This window comes from Anaeromyxobacter sp. SG66 (assembly GCF_022690805.1).
Taxonomy (GTDB): Bacteria; Myxococcota; Myxococcia; order Myxococcales; family Anaeromyxobacteraceae; genus Anaeromyxobacter; species Anaeromyxobacter soli.
Genome location: NZ_JALCZC010000178.1, coordinates 1 through 5062, shown reverse-complemented (window position 1 = coordinate 5062; position 5062 = coordinate 1). Strand labels below are relative to the sequence as shown.

7 protein-coding genes are annotated in these 5062 nt (G+C 71.3%); all 7 read left to right on the top strand.

Features of this window, described 5'->3' with window-relative positions:
• Positions 1–186, top strand: a 186-nt coding sequence (locus MNZ39_RS23190) for a hypothetical protein (RefSeq protein ID WP_242341462.1), incomplete at its 5' end; no start/stop codon positions are given.
• A gap of 18 nt (positions 187–204) precedes the next feature.
• Positions 205–516, top strand: coding sequence for a YbaB/EbfC family nucleoid-associated protein (locus MNZ39_RS23185; protein ID WP_242341461.1), 312 nt, complete (start codon positions 205–207; stop codon positions 514–516).
• A gap of 2 nt (positions 517–518) precedes the next feature.
• Positions 519–1115 (top strand): recombination mediator RecR, encoded by a 597-nt coding sequence (gene recR / locus MNZ39_RS23180; RefSeq protein WP_242341460.1) that lies wholly within the window; start codon positions 519–521, stop codon positions 1113–1115.
• 169 nt (positions 1116–1284) lie between these two features.
• The gene (locus MNZ39_RS23175; RefSeq protein WP_242341459.1) at positions 1285–1764 is read left to right on the top strand and encodes a roadblock/LC7 domain-containing protein; all 480 of its coding nucleotides are present in this window, start codon (positions 1285–1287) and stop codon (positions 1762–1764) included.
• A 2-nt stretch (positions 1765–1766) separates the two neighbouring features.
• Positions 1767–2354: an ATP/GTP-binding protein gene (locus MNZ39_RS23170; protein ID WP_242341458.1), complete on the top strand. Its 588-nt coding sequence runs from the start codon at positions 1767–1769 to the stop codon at positions 2352–2354.
• Positions 2355–2469: 115 nt separating this feature from the next.
• Positions 2470–3069, top strand: a complete 600-nt coding sequence (locus MNZ39_RS23165) for a hypothetical protein (RefSeq protein WP_242341457.1) — start codon at positions 2470–2472, stop codon at positions 3067–3069.
• 299 nt (positions 3070–3368) lie between these two features.
• The gene (locus MNZ39_RS23160; RefSeq protein WP_242341456.1) at positions 3369–4925 is read left to right on the top strand and encodes a tetratricopeptide repeat protein; all 1557 of its coding nucleotides are present in this window, start codon (positions 3369–3371) and stop codon (positions 4923–4925) included.
• The last annotated feature ends 137 nt before the right edge of the window (positions 4926–5062 follow it).

Here is a 5062-nt window from a genome sequence, read left to right as displayed (position 1 = left end):
GACGCGCCGCAGGCCGCGCCGGACGCGCGCGCCCCGGCGCCGCCCCCCGCGTCGATCGCCGCGGCCGAGGCCGCCGAGCGCCAGGCGCGCAGCGCGAGCGTCCGTGAAGCCGCCCGGAACCACCCCAACATCCGCGAGGCCGCGCGCATCCTCGAGGGCGGCATCGAGAAGATCGAGGAGCTCTAGCGGCTCCAGGAGCGACGAATGGACATCCAGTACCTCATGCGTCAGGCCAAGAAGCTCGAGAAGGCGATGGCCGACGCGAAGGAGCAGCTCGCCGGGGTCTCGGTCGAGGCCGAGAGCGGCGGGGGGCTCGTGAAGGTCACCATGAACGGGAAGTGCGAGGTGACCCGCCTCGTCGTCGACCCGAAGGCCGTCGATCCCGCCGACAAGGGGATGCTCGAGGACCTCCTGACCGCCGCCGTGAACGCCGCCGTCGAGAAGGCGCGCGCCGCGGCCGACGAGCACCTGTCCAAGGCGACCGGCGGCATCAAGATCCCCGGGGTCGTCGGGTAGCCATGGCGGTCGCGGATCCCATCGCACGGCTCGTGAAGGAGCTCGCGAGGCTGCCGGGCATCGGCGAGAAGACCGCCCAGCGCCTCGCGTTCCACATCCTCAAGGCCGGTCCGGCCTACGCGGGCGAGCTCGCCGGCGCCATCGCGGGGGTGGTCCGCGACGTCCGGCTCTGCTCGGGCTGCCAGACGCTCACGGACAAGGACCCGTGCGCCGTCTGCGCCGACCCGCGGCGCGATCCCAGGGTCATCTGCGTCGTCGAGGGCGTCCCCGACCTCCTCGCCATCGAGCGCACCCACGAGTTCCGCGGCCGATATCACGTGCTCCACGGCGCCCTGTCGCCGCTCGACGGGATCGGCCCCTCGGAGCTCAAGATCCGCGAGCTCCTCGTGCGGCTCGAGCGCGAGCCCGCCGACGAGATCGTCGTCGCCACGAACCCCGACGTCGAGGGAGAGGCGACCGCGCTGTACCTCTCGAAGCTCCTGAAGCCGCTCGGGGTGAAGGTCTCCCGCATCGCTCAAGGAATTCCCATGGGCGGTGATCTCGAATACGCTGACCAGGTGACGCTGGCGCGCGCGCTCGCCGGTCGCCGCGAGCTCTGAGCGCATCGCTCGGTTCGTGCGGGGCCCGGTCGACGTACGCTCATGGTGAGCCCGTCGAACCATGCGACAGCCGGCTACACCGCTCGCGGCGCCGTGGCCGCCGGATTGAAAGGGGCGAGGTTCCCTGGTATTTCGCCATGGACTCGGACCTTCGCGGAGCCCAGCGCGCATGAATTCCGGCTTGGTGATGTACGAGGAGGAGTTCCGGCTCATCGCCGGGATCTGCGATCGGCTCACCCGCGACGCGAACGCCAAGGTCGTCTTCCTCGTCGACAAGAACGGTCAGCTCATCTCCTCGAGCGGACAGGCGCAGAACCTCGACACGACCTCGCTCGCCTCGCTCACCGCGGGGAACGTCGCCGCCATGGGCGGCCTCGCGAAGCTCATCGGCGAGAAGGAGTTCCCGAACCAGTTCCACGAGGGGGAGCGCGAGTCGCTCCACATGAGCATCGTGGGCGGCCGGGTGGTGCTCGTCGTCATCTTCGACGCGAAGAGCTCCCTGGGGCTCGTGCGCCTCCGGGTGAAGAAGGCCGGCGAGGAGCTCGGGAAGGTCTTCGACGGGCTCGCGAAGAAACAGACGGCGCCTGGCGCGGCGAGCCCGTTCGCCGAGATCACCGACGACGACATCGACAACCTCTTCAGCGAGTGATCATGAGCTTCATCAACTACAGCTCGCGCGAGATCAACTGCAAGATCGTGTATTACGGCCCGGGTCTCTGCGGGAAGACGACGAACCTCCAGTACGTCTACGCGAAGACCAACCCCGACGCGAAGGGCAAGATGATCTCCCTCGCGACCGAGACGGAGCGGACGCTCTTCTTCGACTTCCTGCCGCTGTCGCTCGGTGAGATCCGCGGCTTCAAGACCCGCTTCCACCTCTACACGGTGCCGGGCCAGGTGTTCTACGACGCCTCCCGCAAGCTCATCCTGAAGGGCGTCGACGGGGTGGTGTTCGTCGCCGACTCGCAGATCGAGCGCATGGAGGCGAACCTCGAGTCGGTCGAGAACCTGCGCGTGAACCTCGGCGAGCAGGGCTACGATCTCGACAAGATCCCGTACGTCGTCCAGTACAACAAGCGCGACCTCCCGAACGTCGCCACGGTCGACGAGCTGCGCCGGCTCATCAACCCGCGCGGCGTCCCCGAGTACCAGGCGGTCGCGCCGACCGGCGTGGGCGTCTTCGACACCCTCAAGGCGGTCGCGAAGCTCGTCCTGACCGAGCTGAAGCGGGGCGCTTAGCCCCTCGTTCCACCCGCCGGAGCCGAGGCCGGGCGGTCTCCGCGTGCTATAACGACCCAGAGTCGAACGCGACCCGGAAACGGAGCGCGCTCGGCTCGGGGAGGGGAGCGACGCGGTGCGAGTCCGGTGCCTCATCGCCCTCGGTGCCGTCGCGCTCCCGGCGCTCGTGACCGCGCAGGACGCCCCGCCCCCGGTGCGCACGCTCGAGGAGCGGGTCTCGGGCCTGCACGGCAAGCTCGCGCCGGCGAACGCGCGGCTGCGGGATCTCTACGAGCGGGTGGGGGCGGAGCTCGCCGCGGGGACGCGCGCCGTGCTCCTCCACCGCGACGAGCTCGGTCCCGCCTACGCGCTCGAGTCGGCCTCGTACGCGCTCGACGGCGCGGCGCCCGACGCGCCGCCGCCGACGGCCACCGCCCGAGGGGTGGCGGCGGAGATCCTCGATCGACGGGTGGCCGCGGGCGCGCACCGGGTCTCCGCGGAGCTCGTGTACCGCGTGCGCTCGAGCCCGGACGGCACGCCTCGGCGGCTCGACGTTCGCTCGTCCTACGCCTTCGACGCCCGGCCGGGGATGGTCACACGCGTCACGCTCGTCACCTACGACCGCGGCGGTCCGGAGGCGGAGGAGGAGCGCGCCGCGGTCCGGTTCGAGCTCGTGGTCGAGGGCGAGGCGGCCGCCGAGGGCGCTCCCGCCGAAGGCGACCCTGCCCGGCCGTGACCCGTCGTGTACGCGTGCCCCGGTCACCGGCGACGGTACGCCGCGCCGCGTACCGGTCGGGGCGGTCCTCCTCCGGCCTCCGAGGATCGCGCGTGCCGCAGGAGCGGGAACGCGATAAACGGAACGAGGCGCCGCGCGCCGAGCGCGGTATGTTACGCCACCTTCGTTCGGCAGGTGCGCGTCGTCGGTCGGCCGGGCCTTGCGCCCGCCGCGAGGCGGCACCGGTCTCGGAGGGGCGCCGTGCGACGGGCGAGCCCGGGGCGGCACGGATCAAAACGGTAGCCAGAGAGGTGCACGACATGACTTCCAAGATGCGGATCTCGATCGTCCTCATCGCTCTCGCCACGGCTTGCGCGACGGGCGGCGGCGGCGGCGGCAAGGGCCGGGCCTCGCGGTTCTACCCGGCGACCTACAAGCTCCCCGCCGAGAGCCAGCTCGACGATGCCGAGCGCGGGAAGATCCGCGACGCGCGCACGCACTACGAGCGGGGGCTCGTCGCCCAGCAGTCCGGCAACGTGGACCAGGCGCGCGCGGAGTGGACCACCGCCGCCGAGAACTACGTGCAGTTCGCCGACCAGTTCCAGTCCTCCGAGTGGCGGATGCCGGTGCGCTACCGCGCCGCCGAGCTCCTCATGCAGGGCATGCAGTTCGAGCGCGCCGCCGAGCAGGCCCAGAAGGTCGCGTCCGACCCCGAGGCGGACGCGGCGTCCAAGGCTGTCGCCGGACGGCTCGCGGCCGGCGCCTGGCTCAACGCGGCCAACCAGAAGGTGAAGGCGAACCAGCTCGAGCCGATCAAGCTCGCGAACGCCGATCAGCGCCGCGGCGAGCCGCTCAAGCCCCGCGTCCCGCCGGGCGAGTGGAAGCGCTTCGTCGACGCCACCGACGTGTACCTGCAGAACCTCGACGCCGACCCCGAGCTGAAGAAGCCCGCCGCCGAGCGCCGTGGCGGTCTCCCGCCCGCCCAGCTCGCGCTCATCGGCGCCGAGGTGGAGTACGCGTTCGACAACATGGAGGACGCGCGCCACCGCTTCGACGAGATCCTGAAGCGCTGGCCGAACGAGGCCGACGTGCTGGAGAGCGCCGTCCCGCTGTACCTCCAGACCTTCCTCTACGCGAACGACGAGGCGGGCTACCAGGCCGAGGTCGCGCGCGTCCGCCAGCTGGTCGAGGCGCAGGTGCAGAAGGCGACCGACCCGAAGGAGAAGGAGAGCTTCGCCAAGGTGACCGAGTCGCTCTCCCGGGCCGAGGCGGGCACCCAGTTCGCCGCCGCGCAGAAGCTCCTCGACGAGGGCAAGCCCGCGGACGCCGCCCAGGCGTTCGAGAAGCTCGCGTCCGATCCGAAGGGAGGCGACGCCGCGAACGCGCTGCACAACGCCGCCGTCGCGTGGGACAAGGCGGGCAAGGTGGAGCGCGCCGCGGAGGTCCGCGAGCGGATCCTGAAGGAGTACGGCGACTCGAGGGTCGCGCCGAACAACATGCTCCTCCTCGCCGTCTACAAGTCGAAGAAGAACGACCACACGGGCGCGGCGAAGATGTACGAGGAGTTCCTGCAGAAGAACCCCGAGTCGCCGAACCGCTGCGTGGCGCTCCAGAACGTCGCCTCCGAGCTCGACATGGCGAAGAAGCTGGCGCCGGCCGCCGAGCGCTACGTCGTCTTCGGCAAGGACGAGAAGTGCGCGTCCGCCGACGCGAACGTCGCCGCCCGGGCGCTGTACCGCGCCGGGCGCCTCTTCGAGGACGCGAAGCAGAAGGCGAAGGCGAAGGAGGCGTACGCCGCCGCCGTCGCGATGAAGGGCGTGACCGACACGGTCGCGAAGAGCCAGGTCGACGACGCGAAGCGCCGGATGGCCAAGTAGCGAAGCCGCGCGCCGCGCCGCGGCGCCCGGAGCCTCACCCCGCGCCCGCGCCGCTCCCGTGAATGGGAGGGCGCGGGCGCGGTGCTTTCGCGGGGCCGCGCCCCGATCGGCCGGCATGCTCGACGCGGCGCTCGCGC